This is a genomic window from Mycobacterium sp. IS-2888, from assembly GCF_001954215.1.
In the GTDB taxonomy this organism is placed as follows: domain Bacteria; phylum Actinomycetota; class Actinomycetes; order Mycobacteriales; family Mycobacteriaceae; genus Mycobacterium.
The window spans coordinates 18,548-44,493 of the sequence record NZ_MBET01000094.1; the positions used below are offsets into that span (position 1 = coordinate 18,548).

At 66.0% G+C, this 25,946-nt stretch carries 27 protein-coding genes, 2 tRNA genes and 1 pseudogene; 23 read left to right on the forward strand and 7 right to left on the reverse strand.

All coding sequences use genetic code 11. The annotated features are described in order from the left end of the window. Window positions 1-3: 3 nt before the first annotated feature. The 3 genes from A5745_RS16955 to A5745_RS16965 all read right to left on the reverse strand — a co-directional run bounded on the left by A5745_RS16955 (window position 4) and on the right by A5745_RS16965 (window position 3,717). Window positions 4-486 carry a hypothetical protein gene (locus A5745_RS16955; protein WP_076117526.1) on the reverse strand — a complete coding sequence of 161 codons (483 nt, stop codon included), beginning with the start codon at window positions 484-486 and terminating at the stop codon, window positions 4-6. Between the two features lie 83 nt (window positions 487-569). Continuing rightward, window positions 570-1,247, reverse strand: a complete 678-nt coding sequence (locus A5745_RS16960; protein ID WP_076060910.1) for an LpqN/LpqT family lipoprotein — start codon at window positions 1,245-1,247, stop codon at window positions 570-572. A gap of 82 nt (window positions 1,248-1,329) precedes the next feature. Next, window positions 1,330-3,717 carry a lysylphosphatidylglycerol synthase transmembrane domain-containing protein gene (locus tag A5745_RS16965; protein ID WP_076117528.1) on the reverse strand — a complete coding sequence of 796 codons (2,388 nt, stop codon included), beginning with the start codon at window positions 3,715-3,717 and terminating at the stop codon, window positions 1,330-1,332. Between the two features lie 120 nt (window positions 3,718-3,837). Between A5745_RS16965 and A5745_RS16970 the strand changes: the two genes are divergently transcribed. The 11 genes from A5745_RS16970 (at window position 3,838) to A5745_RS17020 (ending at window position 16,265) form a co-directional block, all read left to right on the forward strand. After that, window positions 3,838-4,788, forward strand: coding sequence for a class I SAM-dependent methyltransferase (locus A5745_RS16970; protein ID WP_076117863.1), 951 nt, complete (start codon window positions 3,838-3,840; stop codon window positions 4,786-4,788). Window positions 4,789-4,790: 2 nt separating this feature from the next. Beyond that, the gene (locus A5745_RS16975) at window positions 4,791-5,729 is read left to right on the forward strand and encodes a class I SAM-dependent methyltransferase (RefSeq protein WP_076117530.1); all 939 of its coding nucleotides are present in this window, start codon (window positions 4,791-4,793) and stop codon (window positions 5,727-5,729) included. Between the two features lie 173 nt (window positions 5,730-5,902). After that, window positions 5,903-6,622 (forward strand): FadR/GntR family transcriptional regulator, encoded by a 720-nt coding sequence (locus A5745_RS16980; RefSeq protein ID WP_076117533.1) that lies wholly within the window; start codon window positions 5,903-5,905, stop codon window positions 6,620-6,622. Further along, a complete protein-coding gene (locus tag A5745_RS16985; protein WP_076117535.1) occupies window positions 6,619-7,416 on the forward strand; it encodes an ABC transporter permease in 798 nt (265 codons plus the stop codon). The genes A5745_RS16980 and A5745_RS16985 overlap by 4 nt, the downstream gene beginning before the upstream one ends. 1 nt (window position 7,417) lies before the next feature. Then, window positions 7,418-8,287, forward strand: a complete 870-nt coding sequence (locus tag A5745_RS16990) for an ABC transporter permease (RefSeq protein WP_076060919.1) — start codon at window positions 7,418-7,420, stop codon at window positions 8,285-8,287. A 5-nt stretch (window positions 8,288-8,292) separates the two neighbouring features. Further along, window positions 8,293-9,507, forward strand: a complete 1,215-nt coding sequence (locus A5745_RS16995; protein ID WP_076117537.1) for an MCE family protein — start codon at window positions 8,293-8,295, stop codon at window positions 9,505-9,507. Beyond that, window positions 9,504-10,535 carry an MCE family protein gene (locus A5745_RS17000; RefSeq protein WP_076117539.1) on the forward strand — a complete coding sequence of 344 codons (1,032 nt, stop codon included), beginning with the start codon at window positions 9,504-9,506 and terminating at the stop codon, window positions 10,533-10,535. The genes A5745_RS16995 and A5745_RS17000 overlap by 4 nt, the downstream gene beginning before the upstream one ends. Next, the gene (locus A5745_RS17005; RefSeq protein ID WP_076117541.1) at window positions 10,532-12,076 is read left to right on the forward strand and encodes a virulence factor Mce family protein; all 1,545 of its coding nucleotides are present in this window, start codon (window positions 10,532-10,534) and stop codon (window positions 12,074-12,076) included. The genes A5745_RS17000 and A5745_RS17005 overlap by 4 nt, the downstream gene beginning before the upstream one ends. Beyond that, window positions 12,073-13,572, forward strand: coding sequence for a virulence factor Mce family protein (locus A5745_RS17010; RefSeq protein WP_076060925.1), 1,500 nt, complete (start codon window positions 12,073-12,075; stop codon window positions 13,570-13,572). Before A5745_RS17005 ends, A5745_RS17010 begins: the two co-directional genes overlap by 4 nt. A gap of 44 nt (window positions 13,573-13,616) precedes the next feature. Then, window positions 13,617-14,711: a virulence factor Mce family protein gene (locus A5745_RS17015; protein ID WP_139329679.1), complete on the forward strand. Its 1,095-nt coding sequence runs from the start codon at window positions 13,617-13,619 to the stop codon at window positions 14,709-14,711. A 3-nt stretch (window positions 14,712-14,714) separates the two neighbouring features. After that, window positions 14,715-16,265 (forward strand): MCE family protein, encoded by a 1,551-nt coding sequence (locus A5745_RS17020; protein WP_076117545.1) that lies wholly within the window; start codon window positions 14,715-14,717, stop codon window positions 16,263-16,265. 12 nt (window positions 16,266-16,277) lie between these two features. Here the strand turns inward: A5745_RS17020 and A5745_RS17025 are convergent, their stop codons facing one another. Further along, window positions 16,278-17,021 carry a TVP38/TMEM64 family protein gene (locus A5745_RS17025; RefSeq protein ID WP_076117547.1) on the reverse strand — a complete coding sequence of 248 codons (744 nt, stop codon included), beginning with the start codon at window positions 17,019-17,021 and terminating at the stop codon, window positions 16,278-16,280. Window positions 17,022-17,074: 53 nt separating this feature from the next. Here A5745_RS17025 and A5745_RS17030 point away from each other — a divergent pair, with 53 nt between their 5' ends. The 6 genes from A5745_RS17030 to A5745_RS17055 are packed head-to-tail and all read left to right on the forward strand — an operon-like array spanning window position 17,075 to window position 21,546. Further along, complete coding sequence (locus A5745_RS17030) at window positions 17,075-18,193, forward strand: DUF2235 domain-containing protein (protein WP_076117549.1); 1,119 nt, start codon at window positions 17,075-17,077, stop codon at window positions 18,191-18,193. A 13-nt stretch (window positions 18,194-18,206) separates the two neighbouring features. Continuing rightward, on the forward strand, window positions 18,207-18,767 hold the full coding sequence (locus A5745_RS17035) for a phospholipase D-like domain-containing protein (protein WP_076060934.1): 561 nt from the start codon (window positions 18,207-18,209) through the stop codon (window positions 18,765-18,767). 10 nt (window positions 18,768-18,777) lie between these two features. Beyond that, window positions 18,778-19,293: a nitroreductase family protein gene (locus A5745_RS17040; RefSeq protein ID WP_076117552.1), complete on the forward strand. Its 516-nt coding sequence runs from the start codon at window positions 18,778-18,780 to the stop codon at window positions 19,291-19,293. Then, window positions 19,280-20,053: a class I SAM-dependent methyltransferase gene (locus tag A5745_RS17045; RefSeq protein WP_076117555.1), complete on the forward strand. Its 774-nt coding sequence runs from the start codon at window positions 19,280-19,282 to the stop codon at window positions 20,051-20,053. The genes A5745_RS17040 and A5745_RS17045 overlap by 14 nt, the downstream gene beginning before the upstream one ends. 11 nt (window positions 20,054-20,064) lie before the next feature. After that, on the forward strand, window positions 20,065-20,532 hold the full coding sequence (gene cynS / locus A5745_RS17050) for a cyanase (protein WP_076117558.1): 468 nt from the start codon (window positions 20,065-20,067) through the stop codon (window positions 20,530-20,532). Then, on the forward strand, window positions 20,533-21,546 hold the full coding sequence (locus tag A5745_RS17055; RefSeq protein ID WP_076117560.1) for a patatin-like phospholipase family protein: 1,014 nt from the start codon (window positions 20,533-20,535) through the stop codon (window positions 21,544-21,546). Window positions 21,547-21,749: 203 nt separating this feature from the next. On the opposite strand, the gene A5745_RS17060 is transcribed toward A5745_RS17055, so the two are convergent. From A5745_RS17060 to A5745_RS17070, 3 genes and pseudogenes are all read right to left on the reverse strand, one after another. Then, window positions 21,750-22,445 (reverse strand): crotonase/enoyl-CoA hydratase family protein, encoded by a 696-nt coding sequence (locus tag A5745_RS17060; RefSeq protein WP_076117563.1) that lies wholly within the window; start codon window positions 22,443-22,445, stop codon window positions 21,750-21,752. 71 nt (window positions 22,446-22,516) lie between these two features. Then, window positions 22,517-23,385 (reverse strand): annotated as a pseudogene (locus A5745_RS17065) (hypothetical protein); the annotation flags it as partial. A 78-nt stretch (window positions 23,386-23,463) separates the two neighbouring features. Further along, on the reverse strand, window positions 23,464-24,186 hold the full coding sequence (locus tag A5745_RS17070; protein WP_076117568.1) for an MBL fold metallo-hydrolase: 723 nt from the start codon (window positions 24,184-24,186) through the stop codon (window positions 23,464-23,466). A gap of 88 nt (window positions 24,187-24,274) precedes the next feature. Between A5745_RS17070 and A5745_RS17075 the strand changes: the two genes are divergently transcribed. From A5745_RS17075 to hadB, 6 genes are all read left to right on the forward strand, one after another. Next, entirely contained in the window at window positions 24,275-24,490 is a 216-nt protein-coding gene (locus tag A5745_RS17075) for a type II toxin-antitoxin system VapB family antitoxin (protein ID WP_076060948.1), read from the forward strand. Between the two features lie 107 nt (window positions 24,491-24,597). After that, window positions 24,598-24,670: transfer RNA gene (locus tag A5745_RS17080), tRNA-Thr, on the forward strand. 46 nt (window positions 24,671-24,716) lie between these two features. Beyond that, window positions 24,717-24,790: transfer RNA gene (locus A5745_RS17085), tRNA-Met, on the forward strand. A gap of 42 nt (window positions 24,791-24,832) precedes the next feature. Continuing rightward, window positions 24,833-25,000, forward strand: coding sequence for a 50S ribosomal protein L33 (gene rpmG, locus A5745_RS17090; protein WP_007167776.1), 168 nt, complete (start codon window positions 24,833-24,835; stop codon window positions 24,998-25,000). A gap of 76 nt (window positions 25,001-25,076) precedes the next feature. Next, window positions 25,077-25,529: a (3R)-hydroxyacyl-ACP dehydratase subunit HadA gene (gene hadA, locus A5745_RS17095; protein WP_371337034.1), complete on the forward strand. Its 453-nt coding sequence runs from the start codon at window positions 25,077-25,079 to the stop codon at window positions 25,527-25,529. Next, the gene (gene hadB / locus A5745_RS17100) at window positions 25,516-25,944 is read left to right on the forward strand and encodes a (3R)-hydroxyacyl-ACP dehydratase subunit HadB (protein WP_076060951.1); all 429 of its coding nucleotides are present in this window, start codon (window positions 25,516-25,518) and stop codon (window positions 25,942-25,944) included. The genes hadA and hadB overlap by 14 nt, the downstream gene beginning before the upstream one ends. Window positions 25,945-25,946 lie beyond the last annotated feature (2 nt).

Consider the following 25,946-nt stretch of genomic DNA (forward strand, 5'->3'; position numbering starts at 1 on the left):
CGCCTATACGGGAGTCAGCCGGACCGCTCCCAGGTGCATCCGGTCGACGGCCTCGGCGAATTCGTCGAGGGTCGGGATGCGCTGGTCGCGAAATTTCAATCCGATCATCCGCTGCGCCCGCTGGACGCCGTAGGCCTGGGCGCAGCGCAGGTAGAGGTCGGAGACGACGGCGCGGTCCCGGATGAGCTCGCCGCGCATGGATGTCGTCTTGCCGTCGTAGACAACCTCGGCGGTGGCGCCGCCGCGGAAGTTCTGCTTCCAGGGCGCGCCGGTCAGCGCGTAGAGGTCGTTGTCAATCATGTGGGCGCTCACCGGAAGTGAGTACGGCTTCCCCGTCTTTCGTCCGGTGAAGCTCAACACCATCAGCTGCTTGCGCGCGGACCCGGCCAGCGGGGTGCGCAGCAGGGAGCGCAGCATCGGGTTGACGATGCGAAGTAGAGCCGACGGTGGGTGCCCGACGTCTATCGCGGGCGACTGTTCTGCCATGCCAACACCGTAGGACCAATCGGGGTCCGGGGGAACACGCGATCGCGCCGCGGAATGTTCGTCTCCGCGGCGCGATCCGGTGCTCAGACGGAGATGGTGGTTTGGTCGTCGACGATGTTCATCCCGTCGATCAACGTCGCCTTGTCGGTGGCGAGTGCGTCGGCGTTGAGCTGCAGCACGAAGAGGGCGCCCTGGCCGGGGATCACCACGGTCTTCTGTCCGACGAACCGGGTCTTGCCGTCCTTGACGTAGGTGCCGCTGATCTGCCACGCCTGGAAGCCGCTGAGGGTGGACGCGGATCCGTCGCCGGAGACCTGGGCGCCCGGCAGATTCTGCACCTCGCCCGGGGCGTACTGGATGATCTTCGCCGGGTCGGCGTTACCGTCCAGCTTGGCGACCAGCGCCGAGATCGTCGGCGGATCGGAAGGATCCGACGGCTGAGAGAAGGCGATGGTGCCGTAGGAGGCGCTGCTTTCGTTGGCTACCTGCCAACCCGGGGGCATCGGCAGACTGATCGTGGGGGAGCCTGGATCGCCCCGGCGAACGGGGCTCTGCGTGATGTGGTTCTCGTTGAAGTAGTCGGCGATGGACTTGTGGGCCTGGCCGGAAGATGTCGCGCTGGTTGTCGTCGTGGTCGTCGACGTCGACGTGCTCGTCGATGTTGATGTCGACGTGGATGTCGATGTCTTGTTGTTGGATCCGCAACCCACGAGCGCCACAATCAGGGTCACGGTAATGGTTGCTGCGGTCAAGTGTTTCATCAATCAACTCTCCCGAAAATTGGGGCCGGCACCAGCGCCAGCCGCGCGGATTGAGACTAGCCGAAGTCGCTGCAGAAAGTTGCTAGACCATCTCGTTTGCGGTCAGCCACCGCATCACCGGCCACCCGACGAATACGGGCAGCCAGCAGGTGAGCACCCGATACAGCAGAACCGACGGCACACCGACGGCCGCGGGCACGCCGAATGCGGCCAGACCACCGATCAATGCCGCTTCCACGGCGCCGACGCCGCCGGGCGTCGGCGCGGCCGAGGCGAGCGTTCCCCCGACCATCGTCACCACGGTGCAGGTGACGAACGTCGCGCCGCCGCCGAAAGCCTCGACGCTTGCCCACAGCGCCAGGGCGGCACCGAGAGTCGTTCCGGCGCAACCGAGCACGATGAGCCCCAAGCGTTTTGGTTGTCGGGTGACTTCGATGACGTCGCGGGTGACCTCCTTCAGCTTCGGGCGCAGGTCCGTTGCCAGCCAGCGTCGCAGCCTGGGTACCAAGAGAAATGCGCCGACGATGCCCAGCGCCACGCCCGCGATCAGGTACAGCACCGTGGCGTTGGGGACGTAGTGCGCCAGGTCCATCGACGCGCCCGCGACGGTGCTGAACAAGATCAGCAATATAAGGTGCATGATCACCTGCATCGCTTGCTGCAGCGCCACCGCGGTCGTGGCTCGCACCGCGGACAGGCCGCCCCCTTTCTGCAAGTACCGTGTGCTCAGCGCGAGCCCGCCGACACCGGCCGGGGTGGTGGTCGCGGCAAAAGTGTTGGCCACCTGCGCGATTGATAGCTTCCAAAAATTCACCGATTCGTCGGCGCTGGCCCATAAAGCGGCGGCCGCGCCCACATACGTCAGCGCCGATATCACCACGCCCAGGAGTGCCCACCACCAGTTCGCCCTACTCACGTGGGATACGAATGTCGGCACGGTGCTGATGAACGGATATGCGACGTAGACCAGTGCGACGAGCAGCACCAGCTGAATGACCTGCCTGCGGGTGAACCGGGTGATCGTCTCGGTTTTGATCTGATCCGCGCCGGTTTGCCGCTGCACCTCCTCGCGGGCGGCGGAAATGACGGCCCCGGCGTCCGTTACCGACTGTCGAACACGTTTCGGCACAGCGGCTTTGGTGAGCCTGCGGGAGGCGGTCAAGACGGCGTCTTTGCCGAATACGTCGATCGCGGCGGTCACCGCGGATTTCGGGTCATATAGCGCCGACGTGGTCACCAGGAGTTGTGCGACGTCGGACTGCAATTGGGCCTCGGTGGCGCCGTATTCGGCGCTGCCGAATCCCCCGAAGAACACGGTGCCGTCGCGCACCGTGATCTCGTCGCCGCGCAAATTTCCGTGCGAAATCTGCTGTCCCTGCAGGGTTTTCAGCGACTCCCACACTGCGGCGACGGGTGTCGCGGAGGCGCATTCAACCAGGGGAAGCCCTTGCACCGGCCGGTGCGCGTACATGATCCAGCCACGGTCGAGTTCGGCGACCGCAATCGTCGCCGTGTTGGCAACTCCCACTTGGCCGATCGCGATGGCCATCAATGCGCGGTGCTCGACGATACGACGCATCGAGGTCTGAAAGGGCGCGGTCTCGGAGCCGCGCAGCCTTAGCTTCCACCACAATTGGCGCAACGCGCCACCGCTGCGCTGATGCGGGCCGTACAACTCGACAACGGCGGTGTCGGAGTCCGAATCGGAATCCTGACATATTGCGTTAAGTACTAGCGGCCCCTGTCCGGCCGGCTGGATCACGCGCAATCGGGTGACCACGCAGCCGCGTTTGGCCAGCGCACGCGCGGCACCGTCCAGCGGCACCTCCAGAGCGGGTGTGCCGACGACCAGAACCACCAGCGCGCCGACGAACCAACCCACCGCCAGTCCCAGCAGGGAGCGGGCCGGAACTATCGCGCTGATGAACAGGTGGATCGGCACGAACGCCAGCAGCAGCGCCCACCACCAACGTCGCCAGCGCGCGGGAAGCCAGGGACCGGATACCGTCAGCACGGCCGCGAGCAGGGCGATCCACCGTGGGTCGTCCAGGATCTGGGCCAACACGGTTTGGGGTCGATCAGTCAGGTCGAAGTGCCATCGGGGCGCCGCGATGCCGTTGCCGCCGATCGAGAGCGGAAGAACGGCCAACAGCCCCGCGGCCGCGTAGGCGCCGAGCAGTTTCCACTGCCGGGCGGCGATCAATCCGATCAGGATCGCGAACGGCAGCACCAGTATCGCGATGCCGTACGCCAGGTAGACCAGATCGGATTGGGTCGGTGTCAGCACGCCGACGATCTCGGAGATCGACTTTTCCAGCGCGACCCACTGCGGGCGGGTGATCAACGAACCGGCGATGACGATCCCGAAGAACACCACGGTGGCGCCGAGCCGCAGGATGTCGTTGGTCCGTCGGGTCAATGGTTGCAGCAAGTCGCCCGAGACGCTGATGTCACGCCCGTCAACCCGCATGTCCGACAACTTAACCGGATACCTCCGGGTCAGCGGGGGAGAACCTGACGTACAGCTGGCTCACACGCAGCGCGCGTACGGTCGCTATGTAGGCGTGCTAGCAAATTGGAGGACGTGAGCGTGGCGAGAACCGACAACGACACCTGGGACATCACCGAGAGCGTGGGCGCGACGGCGCTGGGCGTGGCGGCGGCCCGCGCGGCCGAAACCGAGAGCGAGAACCCGCTGATCAGCGACCCGTTTGCGCGGGTGTTCCTCGACGCTGCGGGAGACGGCATGTGGAACTGGTTCGCCGCACCGGACCTGCCCGCCGAGATCGCCGAGGCCGAACCCGACCTACAGCCGCGCATGCAGTCAATGGTCGGCTACATGGCCGCGCGGACCTTGTTTTTCGACCAGTTCTTTCTGGATGCCGCCCGCTCGGGCGTGCATCAGGCGGTGATCCTGGCGGCGGGGTTGGACTCGCGGGCATGGCGGCTGCCCTGGCCCGACGGCGTCACGGTCTACGAGCTCGACCAGCCCCGGGTGCTGGAATTCAAGTCGTCGACGTTGCACGACAGCGGCGCCGAGCCGAAGTGCAACGCGGTGCATGTCCCGGTGGACCTGCGGCACGATTGGCCGGCGGCGTTGCAGCAGGCCGGTTTCGACGCCTCCGCGCCGAGCGCGTGGTCGGCCGAGGGGCTGTTGCCGTTCTTGCCGGCGGCGGCGCAGGAGTTGCTCTTCGAGCGCGTTCAGGCGCTCGGTGCCGCCGGCAGCCGGATCGCGGTGGAGGCACCCGGCCCCGACTTCCTCGACCCGGACGCCATCGCAAAGCGGCGCGAGACGATGCAACGGGTGCGCGAGCTGATGGCCAAACTCGAGCCGAAGCGGGAGATCCCCGAGGTTCAGGACCTGTGGTACCTGGAGGAGCGCGAAGACGTCGACGCCTGGTTGCGCCGCCACGGCTGGGACACCACGGTGACGCCGGCCGAGGAACTGATGGCCCGCTACGACCGGACTCCGCCGCAGCACATCGAAGGCGCCGCCCCGCGGACCCTGTTCGTGACGGGCGAGCGGACGGAAGGGAACTGAGCGTGGCCAGAACCGACAACGACACCTGGGAGATCACCGAGAGCGTAGGGACGACGGCGCTGGGGGTGGCATCGGCCCGCGCGGCGGAAACCGAGAGTGACAACCCGATGATCCGCGACCCGTTCGCACGCGTGTTCCTCGACGCGGCGGGTGATGGGCTGTGGAACTGGTATTCGGCATCGCAGCTGCCCTCCAAGCTCCTCGACGCCGAACCCGAGATTCGGCTGCAGATGCAGGCGATGGTCGGCTACATGGCATGCCGCACGGCCTTTTTCGACGAATTCTTCATCGACGCGACGGGCGCGGGCATCCGCCAGGCGGTGATCCTGGCCGCGGGACTGGACTCCCGGGCCTGGCGGCTACCCTGGCCCGACGGCGTCACGGTCTACGAGCTGGACCAGCCGAGGGTGCTGGAGTTCAAAGCGGCGACACTGGACGAGCACGGGGCACAGCCGGACTGCAACCGGATCGCCGTTCCGGTGGACCTGCGTCAGGACTGGCCGACGGCGTTGCGCCAGGCCGGTTTTGACGCGTCGGCGCCCAGTGCCTGGTCGGCCGAGGGGTTGATGCCCTACCTGCCGGCCGCGGCCCAGGACCTGCTCTTCGAGCGCGTTGACGCGCTGGCGGCCAACGGCAGCCGTGTCGCCGTGGAGGCGCTGGGCCCCCGATTTCACGACCCGGAGTTCCGCGCCAAGCGTCGGGCGCGGATGGAGCGGATCCGTGCCGTCATGACCGAAGTAGACCCGCAGCGGGAGGTTCCCAACAACGAGGAGCTGTTCTACTTCGAGGAGCGCGAAGACGTCGGTGACTGGTTGCGGCGCCACGGCTGGGGCGTGACGGTGACGCCGTCCAACGAGCTGATGGCGGGCTATGGGCGCAGCGCCCCCCACGAGGTCGCGGACACCATGCCGGGAAACCTGTTCGTGGCCGCGCAACGGTAGGCAAGCCAGCGGCGCGTCGCCGAATGTGCGGCTGGCCGCACGTTCGGGCTCGAGTGTGCGGCCAGCCGCACGCTCGCCGGGCCCAATGCGGTACGAAACTCACGCGGCGAAAGATTCGCGACACGCCGGTGTTCTGACCACTTTACAAGCGTCACACCAGCCACACTGGCCGCATGCCGTTACCGCCGGTACGCCGATCCGTGCCGGAAAAGGTATTCGAGGAGATCGCCGCCGATGTGCTCAGCGGCGAGATGCGGCCCGGTCAGGCCTTGCCCAGCGAGCGCCGGTTGGCGGAGGTTTTCGGGGCATCGCGCCCCGCCGTCCGCGAGGGACTGAAGCGGCTCTCGGCGGCCAGCCTGGTCGAGGTGCGCCACGGCGGCGTCACCACCGTGCGCGATTTCCGGCGGCACGCCGGCCTTGACCTACTGCCCCGGTTGCTGTTTCGCGACGGCGAGGTCGACCCCGCCGTTTTCCGCAGCATCCTCGAGACCCGCCTGCGCATCGGTCCGAAGGTCGCGGAGCTGGCGGCCGAACGGCACGAACCGGAACTGGCCGAATTGCTCGAGGATTCGTTGCACCTCCTCGAGGCCGACAGGGACCCGGTCCAGTGGCAGCGCGACACGCTCGCGTTCTGGGATCACGTGGTCGACGGCACCGGCTCGATCGTATTTCGGTTGATGTACAACGCATTTCGCGCCGCGTACGAGCCTGCGCTCGCCGCCCTGGGCTGCGCGATGGCCGCCGACGCCAAACGCCCGGACGCCTACCGAACATTGGCCGCCGCGATATGCGCAGGCGATACCGCCGGGGCGAAGCAAGCCGCCCACGACGCACTCGAACTCGCCAACACCACGATGATCGCCGCCCTCGACCGCCAAGGGATCCGGCGATGAGCACCGCCACCGTGATCACCACGTATCTCCGTGGCCAGCTCCAGCCCGGGGTCGATGCGGTCGGCGGGTTCTACCGGACGTGCGTGCTCACCGGTAAGGCGCTGTTTCGGCGCCCTTTCCAGTGGCGGGAGACCATCGAGCAGGGCTGGTTCATCACGAGTGTCTCGTTACTGCCGACCCTCGCCGTCTCGATTCCGCTGACCGTCCTGATCATCTTCACGCTCAACATCTTGTTGGCCGAGTTCGGCGCCGCCGACATCTCGGGCGCGGGCGCGGCGCTCGGCGCGGTCACGCAGCTGGGCCCGCTGACCACCGTGCTGGTGATCGCCGGGGCCGGCGCCACCGCCATCTGCGCCGACCTGGGTGCCCGCACCATCCGCGAGGAAATCGACGCGATGGAGGTCCTCGGCATCGACCCCATCCAACGGCTGGTGGTGCCGCGGGTGGTCGCCGCGACGATCGTTGCCACACTGCTGAACGGCGCGGTGATCACCATTGGCCTGGTCGGTGGTTTCGTCTTCGGTGTTTTCATCCAACACATTTCGGCCGGCGCCTACGTCGGCACCCTCACCCTTGTCACCGGCTTACCCGAGGTGGTCATCTCGGTGGTCAAGTCCGCCACGTTCGGAGCGATCGCCGGCCTGGTCGGGTGTTATCGCGGCCTCACCACCAAGGGCGGTCCCAAAAGCGTCGGCACCGCCGTCAACGAAACGCTGGTGTTGTGCGTGATCGCGCTGTTCGCGGTCAACGTGGTGCTGACCACCATCGGCGTGCGGTTCGGAACGGGGCGCTGACGTGTCGACGCGAGTCATACTGCGCGCGCGCTACCCGCGGACGGCCGCCAACCTCAACCGCTATGGCGGCGGCGCGGCCCGAAGGCTGGAACGGATCGGGACTTTCGCGAGGTTCACCCGGATCAGCGTCATGCAGATCGCCTGGGCGCTACACCGCTACCGCCGCGAGACGCTGCGCCTGATCGCCGAGATCGGCATGGGCACCGGCGCGATGGCCGTGATCGGCGGCACGGTCGCGATCATCGGCTTCGTGACGCTGTCCGGCAGCTCGCTGATCGCCATCCAGGGCTTCGCGTCGCTGGGCAACATCGGCGTCGAGGCGTTCACCGGATTCTTTGCGGCACTGGCCAATACACGGGTGGCCGCTCCCATCGTCTCGGGTGTCGCGCTGGCCGCCACGGTCGGCGCCGGCGCCACCGCCCAGCTGGGCGCCATGCGGATCAGCGAGGAGATCGACGCGCTGGAAGTCATGGGCATCAAGTCGATTTCGTTTCTGGTGTCCACCCGGATCCTGGGCGGGCTGGTGGTGATCGTGCCGCTGTACGCGCTGGCCCTCGACATGGCTTTCACGTCGGGACAGGTCGTCACGACGATCCTCTACGGACAGTCGAACGGCACGTATGAGCATTACTTTCGTACGTTCCTGCGCCCCGAGGACGTCGGCTGGTCGGTCGTGCAGGTCGTCATCATCGCGGTGGTCGTGATGATCACCCATTGCTACTACGGCTACACCGCCAGTGGTGGACCGGTCGGCGTCGGCCAGGCCGTCGGGCGATCGATGCGGTTTTCTCTGGTCTCGGTGGTGGTGGTTGTCCTGCTGGCCGAGTTGGCGCTCTACGGCGTCGACCCGAACTTCAATCTCACGGTGTAACACCCATGACGACGCAGCTGACGCGCAAGAGTCGACGGGTCCTCCTGTACGTGGAGGGTGTCGTCTTGTTGGCAGTCGCCGCGTTGGTTCTGGTGTTGGTGTACATGCAGTTTCGGGGGGATTTCACCCCGAAGACCGAGCTGACCATGGTGGCTTCGCGGGCGGGGCTGGTGATGGAACCCGGAGCGAAAGTCACCTTCAACGGGGTCGCGATCGGCCGGGTGGCCAGGATTACGGAGATCGAGCGTGACCGCGGCCCCGCGGCAAAGCTGGGGTTGGAGGTCAACCCCGAGTTCGTGAAGCTGATTCCGGCCAACGTGGTGGCGACCATCGAGGCCGCCACCCTGTTCGGCAACAAGTATGTGGCGCTATCTTCACCGGAAAACCCATTACCCCAACGGATCTCGCCGCGCGACGTCATCGACGTGCGGTCGGTGACCACCGAGTTCAACACGTTGTTCGAGTCGATCACCTCGATCGCCGAAAAGGTGGATCCGGTCGAACTCAACGCGACGCTCTCGGCGCTGGCGCAGGCGCTGGACGGGCTGGGCGGGGGCTTCGGAGACTCGCTGGTCAACGGCAATCAGATTCTGCAGCACTTGAACCCGCGCGTCGAGCGGCTCGGATACGACGTGCGGCGGTTGGCGGATCTCGGCGAGATCTACACGCGCGCTTCGCCGGATCTGTGGGGCTTTCTGCAGAACGCGCTGACCACCGCCCGCACACTGACCAGGCAGCAGGGGGAACTGGACGCCGCGTTGTTGGCGGCGGCGGCCGCGGGCAAGACCGGTGAGGACATCTTCGCCAGGGGCGGGCCGTATCTGGTGCGCGGCGCAGCCGATCTGGTCCCCACCGCCGAGCTGCTCGACACCTACAGTCCCGAGCTGTTCTGCACGACGCGCAACTTTCACGACGCCGCGCCACTGATCCTGAACGCGGCCGGCGGCAACGGCTATTCGCTGGCGGCATACGGAACGCTGCTGCCGGCACCCAATCCCTATGTCTATCCGGACAATCTGCCCCGCGTGAACGCCCACGGCGGGCCCGGGGGGCGGCCGGGCTGCTGGCAGACGATCACCCGGGATCTGTGGCCGGCGCCCTATCTGGTGATGGACACCGGCGCCAGCCTCGCGCCGTACAACCACCTCGAGCTGGGCCAGCCACTGTTCGGTGAATACGTCTGGGGACGCCAATACGGGGAGAACACGATCAACCCATGAAAACCACTGGCACGGCACTCAAACTCGGCATCGTGTGGTTGGTTCTGCTCGTGTTCACCGTGGTGATCATCATCGTGTTCGGCCAAGTGCGTTTCGATCGCACCACCGGCTATTCCGCGGTGTTCTCCAACGCGAGCGGGCTGCGGGCCGGTCAGTTCGTCCGCGCGGCGGGCGTGGAGGTCGGCAAGGTCTCCAAGGTGACGCTGATCGACGGGGACAGGCGGGTTTTGGTGGCCTTCACGGTGGATGACTCGCTGTCGCTGGACAAGGCGACGACCGCGTCGATCCGCTACCTCAACCTGATCGGCGACCGCTACTTGGAGCTCAAGCGCGGCGACAGCGGCCAGCCGCTGTCCCCGGGCGGCACCATCCCGCTCGAGCACACGCAGCCGGCCTTGGATCTGGACGCCTTGATCGGCGGGTTTCGTCCGCTCTTCAAGGCGTTGGACCCGGACAAGGTCAACAGGCTCGCCCAGTCGATCATCACCGTGTTCCAGGGACAGGGCGCCACCATCAACGACATCCTCGACCAAACCGCCTCGCTCACCGCAACGTTGGCCGACAAGGATCAGGCGATCGGGGAGATAGTCACCAACTTGAACACGGTGCTGGCGACGGCGGTCAAGCATGAAAAGGAGTTCGACACAACGGTCGACAAGGTAGAGGTGTTGATCACCGGGCTGAAGAACAAGGCCGATCCGTTGGCGGCGGCGGTAGCCCACATCAGTGGCGCCGCGGGAACCCTGGCCGACCTGCTGGGGGAGGACCGGCCCCTGCTGCACAGCACATTCGGACGCCTGGAGGGAATCCAGCAGTCGCTGATACACGATCTGCCGACCCTCGACGACGTGTTACGCAAGCTGCCGGGTGCGTACCGGATCATCGGCCGCGCCGGCGGCACCTATGGCGACTTCTTCAACTTCTACCTGTGCGACATCTCGTTGAAAGTCAACGGATTGCAGCCCGGCGGTCCGGTACGCACCATCAAGCTCTTTGGGCAGCCCACCGGGAGGTGCACGCCGCAATGAGGACGCTGACGGAATCCAACCGCGGCCGCGTGGGGCTGATGGGTGTCGTGGTCACGCTGCTCATCATCGGTGTGGGACAAACCTTCACCAGTGTGCCGATGTTGTTCGCCACGCCCACCTACTACGCGGAATTCACCGACACCGGCGGGATCAATACGGGCGACAAGGTGGAAATCTCCGGGGTGGACGTCGGTCTGGTGCGCTCGCTGGCGATCCGCGGCAACCGGGTGGCGGTCGGGTTCACGCTGGATGGTAGGACGGTCGGGACGCAAAGCCGGGTAGCGATTCGCACCGAGACCATTCTCGGCCGCAAGAATATGCAGATCGAACCGCGTGGTTCAGAGCCGTTGCGGCCCAACGGTTTCCTTCCGTTGGCGCAGACCACTACGCCATACCAGGTCTACGACGCCTTCGTCGATGCCACGAAGGCGGCGAAGGGCTGGGACATCGAGGCCACCAAACGTTCGCTCAAGGTGTTGTCGGAGACCTTCGATCAGACCGCTCCGCATCTCAGTGCCGCCCTCGACGGGGTCAGGGCATTCTCGGACACCATCGGCAAGCGAGGCGAGCAGCTCAAGCAACTGCTGGCCAACACCAACAAGATCGCCCGGGTGCTGGGCGACCGCAGTGGCCAGTTCAACGGGTTGCTGGTCAATGCCGACACGCTGCTGGCCTCGTTCAAGCAACGCAGCCAGGCGCTGAGCATTCTGCTGAGCAATGTGTCGGACGTGTCAGCCCAGGTGTCCGGTCTTTTTAAGGAAAACCCCAACCTCAATCATGTGCTGCAGCAGTTGGGAACCGTCAGTGACGAACTGGTCAAGCGCAAGAACGACCTGGCCGATGTGCTGGTACTGCTGAGCAGATACACCGCATCCCTGACCGAGGCCGTCGCTTCCGGGCCGTACTTCAAGGCGATGGTCGCGAATCTGCTTCCCTACCAAGTCCTTCAGCCGTGGGTTGACGCGGCGTTCAAAAAGCGGGGCATCGACCCCGAGAACTTCTGGCGCAGTGCCGGGCTGCCCGAATTCCGGTGGCCCGATCCCAACGGCACCCGGTTTCCCAACGGCGCGCCTCCGCCGGCGCCGACGGTGCTGGAAGGCACACCGCAGCATCCGGGGCCGGCCGTCCCGCCCGGATCGCCGTGCTCCTACACGCCGGGGCCGGGCGCCTCGCCGCGGCCCGACAATCCGCTGCCCTGCACGGGCGCCGCCATCGGCCCGTTCGGTGGACCCGCATTCCCGGCGCCGCTCGACGTCCAGACGTCTGCGCCCAAATCCGATGGGCTGCAACCAGAACCGGGCATCCCGATCGCAGGCCGCCCGGGTGAGACGCCGCCGGATGTTCCGGGCGCACCGGCGCCGCTGCCGTCGCACGCGCCCCCCGGCGCGCGCACCGAACCGCTGGGGCCGGCCGGCCCGACATCGCCACCGTCGACGTTGGCGCCGGGCCTGCCGCCGCGCCCTGCCCCACCACCGGGACCGGGACCGCAGCTGCCGGCGCCGTTCATCACGCCCGGCGGGACGGGAGGTAGCAGCCAATGAGCACCATCTTCGACATTCGCAGCCTTCGACTGCCCAAAGTGTCGCGTAAGGCACTGCTCGCCGCGGCGTTGGTAACGGTGTTGGGCCTCGTCGCGCTCGTCGTCGGGGTGCAGCTCTACCGGAAGCTGACGAACACGAGCGTTGTCGCGTATTTCTCCGAGACCCTCGCGCTCTACCCCGGCGACAAGGTCCAGATCATGGGCGTGCGGGTGGGTTCGATCGACAAGATCGAGCCGGCCGGCGACAAGATGCGAGTCACCTTCCACTACAGCAACAAATACAAGGTGCCCCTCAACGCCACCGCATCGATACTCAACCCCAGCCTGGTGGCCTCGCGCACCATCCAGTTGTCACCGGCCTACACCGACGGACCGGTCATGAAGGACGGCGCGGTCATCCCCGTCGAGCGCACCCAGGTCCCCGTCGAGTGGGACCAGCTGCGCGACTCCCTCAACGGGATCCTGCGACAGCTCGGCCCAACACCGCAGCAGCCGGAGGGCCCGTTCGGCGAGCTCATTGAATCGGCCGCCGACAATCTGGCCGGTAAGGGCAAACAGGTCCACGACACCCTGAACAGCCTGTCCGAGGCGTTGACCGCGCTGAACGAGGGGCGGGGCGACTTCGTCTCGATCACCCGAAGCCTGGCGCAATTCATCGGCGCGCTGTACCAAAACGACCGACAGTTCGTCGCCCTCAACGACAACCTGGCTCAGTTCACCGATTGGTTCACCAAATCCGATCACGATGTGGCCGACACGGTCGCGCGGGTCGACGAGGTGCTCGCCATCACACGAAAGTTCGTGAACGACAACAGGTCCGCGCTCAGTCACGATGTCAACAACCTCGCCGACGCGACCACCGCGCTCCTGCAGCCCGAGCCGCGGGACGGTCTGGAAACGGCGTTGCACGTGCTGCCCACGTTCGCGGGCAACATCAACAACATCTACTATCCGGCGCACAGCTCGCTGGTGGGGTCGTTCGTATTTCCCAACTTCGCGAACCCGATTCATTTCATCTGCAGCTCCATTCAGGCCGGCAGCCGGCTCGGCTATCAGGACTCGGCCGAGCTGTGCGCACAGTATCTGGCGCCGGTGCTGGACTCCATCAAGTTCAACTACCTACCGTTCAGCGCGAACTTTTTCAGCTCGGCGGACACCTTGCCCAAGGAGGTGGCGTACTCCGAGGACCGGCTGCGCCCACCGCCGGGGTACAAGGACACCACCGTCCCCGGGATCTTCTCGCCGGACACACCCTTTTCGCACGGCAACCATGAACCGGGCTGGGTGGTCGCGCCCGGGATGCAGGGGACGCAGGTTCAGCCGTTCACGGCCAACGTGCTGACCCCGGACTCGCTGGCCGAGCTGATGGGTGGTCCGGACGCCCCGCCGCCGCCGCCGGCGAGCAACCTTCCGGGGCCGCCGAACGCCTATGACGAGTCCAATCCGCCTGCGCCGCCGTGGTTTTCGCAGCCCGCACAGCCGGGGCCGGGCCGGTGAAGCGCGTGATCGTCGGCGCCGCGCGCCGCGGCCTGGTGTTGCTGATGGCCTTGGTGTTGAGTTCGTGCACCTGGCGTGGCATCGCCAACGTGCCGCTGCCCGTCGGCCGTGGCACCGGCGCGGGCCACATGAGGATCTACGTCCAGGTGCCCGACACGCTGGCACTGAACACCAATAGTCGGGTGCGGGTCGCCGACGTCTGGGTCGGCACGGTGCGTGACATCAGGCTGAAGAACTGGATCGCGACGCTGACGCTGGATATCGATCCGAGCGTGCAGCTTCCGGCAAACGCGACCGCGAAGATCGGCCAGACCAGCCTGCTGGGCACTCAGCACATCGAGCTGGCCGCGCCGAAAAACCCGTCGCCGCAACCGTTGAAAGCCGGCGACACCATCGGCCTGGCGAACTCCTCGGCATACCCGACCGTCGAACGGACGTTGGCCAGCATCGCGGTCATCCTCACGGGAGGCGGCATCACACACCTCGAGGTGATCCAAAACGAGATCCTCAATGCCCTTGACGGCCATGTCGATCAGGTTCGCGAATTCCTCGGGCGGTTGGACACATTCACCGCCGAACTGAATCGGCGAACCGGTGATCTGACCCGCGCAATCGATTCGACCAACGAACTCCTGGCCGCCATCGCGGACCACAACGACACGCTGGATCGGGTGCTCACCGACATCCCACCGCTGATCCGCCACTTCGCCGACACCCGCGAATTGTTCGCCGACGCCGTCGAATCCCTGGGGCGGTTCAGCGACGTCGCCAACCGGGCGCTATCGGATTCGCGGCGCAACCTGCGCCAGAACCTGGATTCCTTGCAGCGGCCGCTCATTCAGCTCGAGCGGGCCTCGCCGCTAACGGTCGATGCGTTGCGGTTGGGCCTCACCGCGCCGTTCAACATCGACGGTGTCCCCAAGCTGATCCGCGGCGACTACATCAACATTTCGGCCGGCATCGACCTGACCTTGTCCGCCCTGGACAACGCATTGCTGAGCGGAACGGGACTGTCCGGCATGTTCCGAGCGCTCGAGCAGGCGTGGGGCCGCGATCCGGCGACGATGATCCCGGACGTCCGCTATACGCCGAACCCGAACGACGCCCCGGGTGGACCTCTGGTGGAACGGGGCGAGTGAAAGATGCTGACTCGCCTCATCAAAACCCAACTGGTGCTGTTGGTGGTGATGGCGGTCGCTGCGATCGTGGTGTTGGGCTGGTACTTCCTGCGGATACCCAGTCTCGTCGGCATCGGGCGATACACACTCTATGCCGAATTGCCGCAGTCCGGTGGGCTTTATCGAACCGCGAACGTCACCTATCGGGGCATCACCATAGGGACGGTCACCGCCGTCGACCCGACCGCGCGCGGTGCGCGGGCAACGATGAGCATCGACAACGGCTACCAGATCCCGACCGACGCGTGGGCCAATGTGCACTCCGTGTCCGCCGTTGGTGAGCAGTACCTCGATCTGGTGTCCACCCGCACCGGCGGTCCGTACCTCGAGAACAACCAGACGATCACCAGAAGCACGGTCCCCAGCCAGATCGGCCCGGCGCTCGATGCCGCCAACCGTGGGTTGGCCGTGCTGCCCAAGGACAAGGTGGCGTCACTGCTCTACGAGGCATCGCAGGCCCTGGGTGGGCTGGGGCCGTCGCTTCGGCGCCTGGTCGACGCCGCCGAGGGCATCAGCCACGACTTCAACGGCAGCATCGGCGATGTCGACGACATCGTCGACCATTCGGCGCCCATCATCGACAGCCAGGTCAATTCGGGTGACGACATCGCGCGCTGGGCCGCCAACCTCAACACGCTGACCGTGCAAACCGCGCAGCAGGATCAAGCGATTCGTCGCATCCTGTCCAACGCCGCGCCGACCGCCGAGCAGGTCAACGCCACGTTCGGCGATGTGCGGGAATCGCTACCGCAGACGCTGGCCAATCTCGAGGTCGTGATCGACATGCTCAAGCGCTATCACAACGGCGTCGAGCAGGCGTTGGTGTTCTTGCCACAGTCCGCAGCCGCCGCCCAGTCGGTTACCTCGGAATTTCCCGGCCAGGCGGCGCTCGGCGTCGGCGCCCTGTCCCTCAACCAGCCACCGCCGTGCCTGACCGGCTTCCTGCCGGCATCGGAATGGCGGGCGCCGGCCGATACCAGCACCGCGCCGCTACCCAGTGGGACCTACTGCAAGATCCCGATGGACGCGCAGAACGTCGTCCGTGGGGCACGCAACTACCCGTGCGCCGACGTGCCGGGCAAGCGGGCCGCGTCCCCGCGGGAGTGCCGCAGCAGCGAGCCGTATGTGCCGCTGGGTTCCAATCCGTGGTACGGAGACCCGAATCAGATCCTGACGTGCCCCGCCCCGGCCGCGCGGTGTGACCAGCCGGTGAAACCCGGTCTGGTGATCCCCGCGCCGTCGGTCAACAACGGTCTCAACCCGCTGCCGGCCGATCAGCTGCCGGGCACGCCGCCCCCGGTCAGCGACCCGCTGCAGCGACCCGGATCGGGCACCGTCCGCTGCAACGGGCAGCAGCCCAATCCGTGCGTCTACACCCCGGATTCGCTTTCCGCTGCAATCTATGACGTGCAGAGCGGCAAAGTCGTGGGGCCTGACGGCGTGGTCTATTCCGTTGAGAACTCGACCAACATCGGCGACGAGGGGTGGAAGAAGATGCTGACGCCGGCCGGCTGAAGCGGCGTTTCGTCAGCGCGCCTCGGCTTCCGGATCCGCTGTGCCGGCGGTTTTTTCGTGGCGGGCGTGGTGACGCCAACTCCGGTACCCGCGTCGCGCGGCGAACGCACCGACGACGGCCGACACGCACCACACCGCTATCGCCGCGTAGGCCAAAGCGGGCGACCGAGTGCCGATCGATGCGCCCAGCGCGGTATAGGCGAAAGCGCGCGGCAACGAACCGATGAACGAACCGACGGCCATCTGCCACAACGGAACTCCGAATGCCCCGAACGCGTAGGAGGCGAGCGCATCCGATATGCCCGGGACAAAGCGCTGACCCACCACCGCCCACAGCCCGCCGTGTTCGATCAGCGCGTCGATGCGGTCCGCGCGTGCCGCGCCCAGCAGTGCCCGAGCGCTGTTGCGGCCGGCCCGACGGCCCAGGCGGCTGGCGACGATCGCGGTGCCCACCGCCGCGCCCAGCGTGACGAAGACGCCCACAATGGGGCCGAACAACAGCCCGCTGCCCGCCGCCAGAATCGAGCCCGGCACGAACATCGCGCCCAGCACGGCCGACGCCACGACGTAGGTGAGCGGGGCCGCCGGGCCCGTCGCCGACACCACGCGGCGCAGGTCCTCGATGTCGACAATTCGCTTGACGGCCAAGAGATAGAACATCGCGGCCAAGAACGCGGCGAACACGGCGAGCCGCACGATGTGGCTGCGTCGGGACGTGGGTTGGGTCGCCGGTGCGGGACCGTCGTCGTCGGGCATCGGGCGTCATTCTTCCGCAATCGTCTTACTATGCGACATGGGAGGCCCTCACCATGACCGAACGCCCCGAGTCGCCGCGGCGCAAGCGGATCGTGGTCTGCCTTGACGGCACCGCCAACCAAATCGGGGCCGGCAACCTCACCAATGTCGCCAAGCTCTTCGAGTTGCTGGCAAAGGACGATCCAACCAGCCAACTGACCTACTATGACCCCGGCGTGGGCACACTGGCCCCCGCCGCCGCGCACTCGGGGCTGCGTCGCACCGCGTCGCTGCTATTCGAGCAGGCATTCGGTGCGGGCCTGAAAGACAATGTGGCACAGGCATACCGGTATCTGATGGAACACTGGCGGCCCGGCGATGCGATCTACATATTCGGGTTCAGCCGCGGCGCGTATACCGCCCGCGCGCTGGCCGGGATGCTGCTGCGGCCGGGGCTGATGCGGCCCGGTTCGGAGAATCTGCTGCCGTACGCGATCGAAAAGTACGCTATCAACCGGGATTTCACCAAGAACGAGTACGACCTCTGGGGCGAGTTTGCCCGCGCATTCTGCTGGCGCACCGAGGGCGAGCCACTGTTTTCGACTGTGCGCCAGAACAACCCGAATCAGGTGTGGCACTACGCGGTGCCGGTGGCATACCTGGGACTATGGGACACGGTCAAGGCGGCGGGCTTCCTGCGGTTCGGCACCCTGCGCTGGCCGTATACGCGCACGCTGCCCAACGTGGCGCGCATCCGCCACGCCGTCTCGATTGACGAACGCCGCCGTCCTTACCGCGAATACCTCGTCGAACGGCACCCGCTGGGCCTTGAGGAGCGGTGGTTCGCCGGCGTGCACGCCGACGTGGGGGGCACGTTCATGCCCGACCACCGGCTCGCCACGATCGCGCTGAAGTGGATCGTCGACGGCGTGGCCCACGAGCTGGCGATCGACGCGGACGACTACCGCCAGCGGTGCGCTGTGACCGAGGACTTCGCGACCGCGCCGATCCACGACAACGGCAAACTGTGGTACCTGGTGGGGCGGCGGCGTCGGCCGATCCCTCCCGACGCTCTGCTGCACCCCAGCGTGCTGGTGCGACGCCGTGCAGACCCGGAATACTTGCCGAAGCTGAGCGCCGCGCAGGTACAGGCCAGCGCGGCCCAGCCGGATTGGACGACTCCAGCGTTGTAGAGGAGCAACTGTCATGGCACTTGATTCGCTACCCGAACTCGACCAGTACAAAGCCGCGCCGTTCCCACCCGGCTATCCCGACCACACCCGCACCTTCTACAGCCCCGTCGACCGAGTGCACGAGGCGCTCAAGGCGTTGCTGACTTCCGCCAACAAGAGCCTCGTCGTGGCGATGTACGGCTACGACGACCCGGAGCTGAATTCGGTCCTCAAGTCCAAGCTGCAGGACGAAAAGATCTATGTGCAGCTGAGTCTCGACTCCACCCAAGCCAAAGGGGTCGCCGAGCGCGGTCTACTGGCAGAGTGGCTGAATGACAAGACCGGCAATAGCATTGCGATCGGCCACAGCGAGAAGTCGGCGATCATGCATTTGAAGATGGTGATCATCGACGGGGTCGACGTCGTCACGGGCTCCACGAATTGGTCCCAGGGCGGAGAGACCAGGCAGGACAACCAGCTCACCGTCATCCGCGACCCACTGGTCTGCGCGGAAGCCCGCTCGCGGATCGACATCATCCACGACGACATGCTCAAGCAGATGGCCGCCAAGGCACAATCCGGAACCACGCATTAGAGGGGACGAGATGGAAACGTGGGACGCGATCCGCGCCCGGCGCAACGTACGGCAATACACGGCGGAACCGGTGCCGGAGGCCGACCTGAACCGGATCGCCGAGGCCGGATGGCGGGCGCCGTCGGCGAAAAACCGTCAGCCGTGGGACTTTGTGATCGTCACCGACCCGACTCAACTCAAGGAGCTATCCACGGTCTGGATGGGTGCCGGTCACATCGCCGCAGCCGCGGCCGCGATCGTCATCGTGGTGCCGGTGCCGCCGGACGAGCGCCGGCTGGTGACGGACAACTACGACGTCGGCCAGGCAACGATGGCGATGCTGATCGCGGCCACCGACCTGGGAATCGGCACCGGCCATTCATCGGTGGGGGATCAGGAGAAGGCGCGCGCCATCCTGGGCGTCCCCGACGACCGCGTGGTGGCCTTCATGCTCGGCATCGGCTATCCCGCCGACCGGCCCCTGGCCCCGATCCGCAAACCGAATCGGCGCCCGTTCGACGAGGTCGTCCACCGTGGCCGCTGGTGAATCGGGGACCACCGGAACCCGGAAGGGCGAATACGGATACGACGGCTCTTTCCACACCCTGTCCGCCGGAACGCAATTGGCCGGCGTCGCAGCCACTTCCGCTGGTCTGCTCGCGGGGGCCGGCTTCGCGCTGGCCCGCGGTAACCGATTGGCGGCGTCGCTCGCGGCAGCGTCGGCGGTCGAGATTCTCGCGACGGCCGCTTCCTACATCTACGCAACGAGATGGGGCAAGTTTCGCGCCTGGGACGACATTTTGGACAACCTACGACTGCGCGGCGACGAAACGTTGCTCGACCTCGGGTGTGGGCGGGGCGCCGTGCTGCTGGCCGCGGCCAAGCGGTTGCCGCAGGGCCGCGCGGTGGGCGTCGACCTGTGGCGGGCCGATCAGACCGAAAACTCCCAGGAGGCAACGTTATCCAACGCGGCCCTGGAAAGCGTCGCCGAGCGCGTCGAGGTGTACACCGCCGACATGACGGCCCTGCCGTTGGGCGACGAGAGCGTGGACGTGATCGTGAGCAGCCTGGCCATCCACAACATTCCGAAACGCGCCGGCCGGCGGAAGGCCTTGGACGAAGCGGTTCGGGTGTTGCGGCCGGGTGGCCGCCTGGCCATCGCCGACCTATGGGAGACCCGTCAGCACGCCGCGCGGCTGCGCGAGCTGGGCTGGCTCGACGTGCGGCGCCGCAACCTGGGATGGCGCATGTGGTACGGCGGGCCGTGGTTCGCCACCCGCTTGGTCACCGCGACGAAACCCGGCTAGGTCAGGCGTGCATGCTGGGACGCATGACGAGAAACGAAGTCACCGAGCAGATCGTCGTTGCCCGCCTCGCGCGCGGGCTGACGTGGCAGGAGCTGGCAGAAGCTATCGGCCGGCCGGTCGTGTGGACGACGTCAGCATTGCTCGGTCAGCACCCCATCCCCGTCGAACTCGGCAAGGTCTTGGCCGAGATGCTGGGTCTCGACGAGTCGGCGGTAGCCGTGCTGGCCGTCCCGCCCATGCGTGGCGGACTGCCTACGACGGTGCCGACCGACCCCACCATCTACCGTTTCTACGAAGCGCTTCAGGTGTACGGCGGCGCCATCAAGGAATTGATTCACGAGCGGTTCGGCGACGGCATCATGAGCGCGATCAACTTCAGCGTCGACCTGCAAAAGAAGCCGCACCCGTCGGGCGACCGCGTGGTGGTGACATTCGACGGGAAATTCCTTCCCTACGACTGGGTTTCGGCGGAGAACTAGATGGCGGTCAAGGCGGCACAGCCGAAATCGGTGGATCTGGTGCTTTCCGGTGGTGGCGTGAAGTTCATCGGTCTGGTGGGCGCCATCGTCGCGCTGATGGATTCCGGCTACTCGATCAAGCGGATCTCGGGTGTGTCGGCCGGCTCGGTGGTTGCCGCGATCTTGGCGGCCGGGTCTAAAGGCGGCCAGCTGAGCAGCGCGGACATGAAGGAACTCGCCTTCTCGGTACCGCTGAACCAGTGGCGTGATGCGGGGCCCGTCCCCTTCCTCGGTGCCGCGTGGGGACTGGTGCGGGACACGAGCATGTACCGCGGCGATGTTGCCTACGACTGGATTCGGAGCGAGCTGAAGAACCTTGGCGTCACCTCCTTCGGCGATCTGGTCCTCGACGAGGACCACCCGATCGAGGGATGGCAATACAAGCTGGTGGTCACTGTCGCCGACCTGACCGCGGCGCAATTGGTGCGGCTGCCCTGGGATTACCGGCGCCTTTACGGCCTGGACCCCGACGAGCAGCCGGTCGCCGAGGCGGTGCGCGCTTCGATGGCGATCCCGTTCTTCTACCGCCCGGTCAAGCTGACGAGCGCGAGCGGCGAGACGTCGACCCTCGTCGACGGTGGTGTGCTCTCGAACTTCCCGATCGACACCTTCGACCGGCCCGACGGCAAACCGCCACGCTGGCCCACGTTCGGGATCACGGTGCTGCCGAGGCTCAACGAGGGCATCCTCGCGGTGATGCCCGCGCTGAAACCCCTGCGCTTCTTCGAACAGACCGCGTTGTTGGAAAGCCTGCTCACCACGATGCTGGCCGGCCACGACCAGACCCACCTCAACCGCCCGTGGGTCGCCGCCCGCGCGATCCCGGTCGAGTCGACCAATGTGGGGGTGCTCGACTTCGATGTCGCGCCCGGGCGCCTCGAAGAGCTCTACGACAGGGGTTACGAGGCGGCGCAAGAGTTTCTGGCGACGTGGGACTGGACCGCGTATCTCAAGCGCTTCCGCTGGGCCGGTTGACGGTCACCCTTCCGGGCCGAAAGGCCTGCTCACGGGGTGAAGTGACGGCATCGCGCAAACGTGTCAGACTTCCGAATGGAGGAGGCGACATGAGGGGAGGCGGTTGCCCGGGCAACCGCATCGCCTTCTCCGCAAAACTGAATCATGTTGCATCGCGCCAACTTTCAGCTGGTCAACGCCTGCGGGGAGAGCTACACGCCGAACTACACGCCGAATTCGGCTTCTATCCCGTCGATCCCGGCGCGGATGGCCGCCAGCGCGTCGGCGCGGGCGCGCAACTTGGTCGCGGCGTGGGCGTGCCGGTGCAGGCCGGCGAATTCCTGCGCGGCTTCTTCGGCGCGGCTGAGCACCATCTCGGGCAGGACGATCTCGTCGACAAAGCCCGCCGCGAGGGCGGTCTCGCCGAAGAACGTCTTGGCCAGGCCGGTGGCTTGCTGGTACGCCGACCGCGTCAGCCGCAGCTTCATGATCTCCAGGGCGGCATACGGGATGATCATCCCGATCGCGACCTCGTTGGCCTGAATGTTGTACGCGTGCGCGGCCACTCGGTGGTCGCCGGACGACAACAGGAACGCGCCCATCGCGATGGCGTGACCGGTGCAGGCCATTACCACCGGCTTCGGGTAGGACAACAGTCGATGCGCCAGCTCGAAGCCGCCCCTGAGCATGTCGATCGCCGGCTGGACCTCACCGGAGGTCAGAATCTTCAGGTCGAATCCGCCGCTGAACACCCTCTCGTTGCCGGCGATCACCACCGCGCCCACGTCGTCACTATCGGCCCGGTCGATGGCTTCGTTGAGGGCCTGCTGCATGGTCGGGCCCAGCGCGTTGACTTTGCCGTCGTCCATCCGGATGACCGCGATGGACTCGTTACGGCTGTAGGTGACCGGGCCGCTCATGGCTCACTCCTTCGGTACGGACGCGCAGTCGATTGAATCAGATCGACGTCAGGGTCCGATTGGCCGCCGCCGCCCGCCGTCACACGTGCTGGCCGCGATGCTTGCCCAGTTCGTTTTCGGCGTTACCCCAGCGCAGGCTGACATCGGTCGGCTCGTCGAGCTGCCGCGTGCGCCACCGGTCCTGGGTTTCCTGCACCGCGCCGTTGATTCGTTCGATCTCGCTGCGGAACACGTCGGGACGCGTTTCCTTGCTCGCGTAGTGGAAGTAGGTGAGCAGCCCGCGCAGCAGTTCCAGCTTCTGCTTTTCCCGCTTCGCCAGGTCGTGGGTCGTCATCAACTCGATGCGCTGAACGGGTGGCAGGGCATCCCAGTCCAGCACCACGTTGGTTTCCAGCGGACGGCGTTCGCGCCGCCAGAACCGCCATCCGCGCGGCGCATCGGGGCGGTCGTAGTAGATCACCTTGCCGGTAAAGCGCGACTCGATACCACTCCCAATTTCGCCGCGGTCGAGCGCAGAATCCCACACCATCCGCCATTCCTGGCCGGGCGCCAGTACCGGCAGCTCGCGGGGAAGCTGCAGTGGGACGACATCGGCGTAGCCGTCCGAGGCATTTTCGTATTCGGCCACCGTCGGGGGATTTGGAAATGAAAAGCGGATGTCATACGCCGCGGTCTGACCGAAATTCCGGACCACGAGCTCGATCACGTGCCAGTCGGCGGCGTGGGGCTCCATGAGCATGGCGACGTGGGGGCGGGTCTGCTCCGACGCCAACCGGCGACCGCGGTTGATCTGCCGGTTTGCGAATATCAGCGCGACGACACCGAGCGCGATGGCCGCCCAGGCCGCCCACGCCAGCCAGGTGCTGGACCCGACATCGGTGACCCCGTGCCAGCTGTCCTGGATCCACCCCATTGAAACGACCCTCCGCTTATCTGTCATCGCACGAAATTTCGCTGGACTGATAGTAGAGGTGCCAGGCGAATATCGCCGCATTCAGGAGAAAGGCCGCTGAGTCTTTCAGCCGCCCATCAACATTCGCCACTGATCGAGGTTGGCGGGCCGGTACACGTAGTTGGACCGCTTGACCTCCGACAACGACGCACTGGGATCGGCGGAATACCAGTGCCCCGGAAACACGGTCGGATCGCCGGGAAGCGCCGCGAGCTGCTGCAGGCTGCGATACATCTCGTCGGAGTCGCCGCCGGGAAAGTCGGTGCGCCCGCAGCCGTCCAGGAACAACGTGTCACCCGCGACCAGCCGGCCGTCCAACAGGAAGCACTGGCTGCCGGGCGTGTGACCCGGCGTGTGCAGCAGCTCGATTTCGATGTCGCCGATGCTGATCTTGTCGCGGTGCTCGTGGGTGGTGAGGTCGCCCAGCCCGATGCCGGTAACCCGCGAAACCCAAAGTGCCTCATGGGTATTCACGTGAACCGGCACACTAGCTCGCTCCAGCAGTTCGGCGAGTCCCTTGAGCTCGAAGCCCATCATGTTCCCGCCCACATGGTCGGGGTGATGGTGGGTCACCAGCACCCCGGACAAGTGCATGCCGTCGGCCTCCAGCGCGTCGAGAAGGTCGCCCGCGGCATACGCCGGGTCGACCACCACGCAGTCTCCGGTCCGCCGGTCGCCGATCAGATAGGCGAAATTGCGCATTTGTGTCGCAAACATGTCGCCGGCGGCGAAATCGCGACCGGAAAGCAGTTGACGGAAGTACAGCCGGTCTTCGGACGAATCTGACACGTCACCAGACTATGACCCGCCGCGGTGCGCTTCCGGCGCGCCTGGCAGCAAACCGCTTCAACCGGTCCGTACTGGGTATCGTTAGCCCATGCTGAAGAAGTTCGAGATCGACGTGGACTTCGAGCTTGTCCAGGAAGCCATACGCCGATACCACCTGGCGGACGCGCGCGAGGCCATCCACCTCGCGCTGCGGACCTTGCTCGGCGAGACCGATGCCGCAGACAAAGATCAGCGCGACGGCGACTACGACGAGTTCAGCGACCTCAGCGCCTGGGAACCGCACCGCAGGAGCGACACCGGCTAGACCTTCCCCCCGGCAACTCCGGTCCCGCGCCTGTGGTTTGGTGCCGTTGCGGGCCAGGCTGTACCCTCTTTTAGGCCCGCGGGACGACTGGTCGCTTCGGGCGAACGGCCCCCTTAGCTCAGTCGGTAGAGCGTTTCCATGGTAAGGAAAAGGTCAACGGTTCGATTCCGTTAGGGGGCTCGGCGGATGCCGAGCAGGCGTGGCGGCCCCGACCCAGGGTGGACAAGGCGATGTAGCTCAGTCGGTTAGAGCGAACGACTCATAATCGTTAGGTCGCCGGTTCGAGTCCGGCCATCGCTACAACACAACAACGCACTTTGAGAGATTTGAGAGAGAACCGTCATGGCTTCCAGTACCGACGTCCGGCCGAAGATCACCCTGGCGTGCGAGGTGTGCAAGCACCGTAACTACATCACCAAGAAGAATCGCCGCAACGACCCCGACCGGATGGAGCTGAAGAAGTTCTGCCCGAACTGTGGCAAGCATCAGGCGCACCGCGAGACCCGCTAGCGCGAACCGGCGACCGTTTATTGAGACTGACTAGGTAGATTCGAGAGCCGTGCCATTAAAGACCAACATCGTCGGGATGCATTACCGCTATCCCGACCATTACGAGGTGGAGCGGGAGAAGATCCGCGAGTACGCGGTCGCCGTCCAGAATGACGACGCGCCCTTCTTCGAGGAGAAAGCGGCCGCCGAGCTCGGTTATCACGGTTTGCTGGCCCCGCTGACCTTCATCTCTGTGTTCGGCTACAAGGCCCAAAACGCGTTCTTCAACTACGCGAACATCGCGGTCGAGGACGCGCAGATCGTCCAGGTCGACCAGGTGCTGAAATACAAGAAGCCGATCGTGGCCGGCGACAAGCTGTACTGCGACGTCTATGTGGACTCGGTCCGCCAGTCGCACGGCACCCAGATCATCGTGACCAAGAACATCGTCACCGACGACGCCGGTGACATCGTGCAGGAGACCTACACGACCCTCGCGGGCCGTGCCGGTGAGGATGGAGAAGAGGGATTTTCTGATGCCACTGCGTGAGTTCAGCTCGGTGAAGGTGGGTGATCGCCTCCCGGAGAAGACTTACCCGCTGACGCGCCAGGATCTGGTCAACTACGCGGGCGTCTCCGGGGACTTGAACCCGATTCACTGGGACGACGAGATCGCCAAGGTCGTCGGGCTGGACACCGCGATCGCGCACGGGATGTTGACCATGGGATTAGGCGGCGGCTACGTCACGTCGTGGGTCGGCGACCCGGGCGCGGTCACCGAGTACAACGTGCGGTTCACCGCCGTGGTCCCGGTGCCCAACGACGGCAAGGGCGCCGAGCTCGTGTTCAGCGGCAGGGTGAAATCGGTCGATCCGGAAAGCAAGTCCGTGACCATCGCACTCACGGCCACGGCCGGCGGCAAGAAGATCTTCGGCAGGGCCATCGCGTCCGCGACTCTGGCGTAGCC